The organism is Sphingomonas cavernae (assembly GCF_003590775.1).
Classification (GTDB): domain Bacteria; phylum Pseudomonadota; class Alphaproteobacteria; order Sphingomonadales; family Sphingomonadaceae; genus Sphingobium_A; species Sphingobium_A cavernae.
Window position 1 is genome coordinate 1,557,501 of record NZ_QYUM01000002.1, and the last position, 1,039, is coordinate 1,558,539.

Annotated in this window: 1 rRNA gene (running past one end of the window); it reads left to right on the forward strand. The window is 55.4% G+C overall.

What is annotated here, in order from left to right:
* A 23S ribosomal RNA gene (locus D3876_RS07745) occupies positions 1-1,039 on the forward strand; its annotated part reaches 1,156 nt to the left of the window's first position; the annotation flags it as partial.

Here is a 1,039-nt window from a genome sequence, read left to right on the forward strand (position 1 = left end):
CTGCGGCGAAGATGTAACGGGGCTCAAGACGTGCACCGAAGCTTAGGGTGTGGATTTATCCACGCGGTAGCGGAGCGTTCCGTAAGCCTGTGAAGCCGAAGGGTAACCGACGGTGGAGGTATCGGAAGTGCGAATGCAGACATGAGTAGCGATAAAGAGGGTGAGATGCCCTCTCGCCGAAAGACCAAGGGTTCCTGCTTAAAGCTAATCTGAGCAGGGTGAGCCGGCCCTAAGACGAGCCCGAAGGGGGTAGTCGATGGGAACCACGTTAATATTCGTGGGCCTGGTGGTGTGTGACGGATCTCGTATGTTGTACGTCCTTAACGGATTGGACGTGCTTCGAAGAGGTTCCAGGAAATAGCCCCACCGTATAGACCGTACCCGAAACCGACACAGGTGGTCTGGTAGAGTATACCAAGGCGCTTGAGAGAAGTGTACTGAAGGAACTCGGCAAATTGCCTCCGTACCTTCGGAAGAAGGAGGCCCCACATCAAGGCAACTTTTTGTGGGGGGCACAGGCCAGGGGGTAGCGACTGTTTAGCAAAAACACAGGGCTCTGCTAAGTCGGCTTCAAGACGACGTATAGGGCCTGACGCCTGCCCGGTGCCTGAAGGTTAAGTGGAGGGGTGCAAGCTCCGAAATGAAGCCCAGGTAAACGGCGGCCGTAACTATAACGGTCCTAAGGTAGCGAAATTCCTTGTCGGGTAAGTTCCGACCTGCACGAATGGCGTAACGACTTCCCCACTGTCTCCAGTACATGCTCAGCGAAATTGAATTCTCCGTGAAGATGCGGAGTACCCGCGGTTAGACGGAAAGACCCCGTGCACCTTTACTGCAGCTTCAGAGTGGCATTAGGAAAGAATTGTGTAGCATAGGTGGGAGGCTTTGAAGCCGGGGCGCCAGCCCTGGTGGAGCCATAGGTGAAATACCACCCTGTTGTTTTCTGATGTCTAACCCAGCACCGTTATCCGGTGCGGGGACCCTCTGTGGCGGGTAGTTTGACTGGGGCGGTCGCCTCCTAAAGAGTAACGGAGGCGCG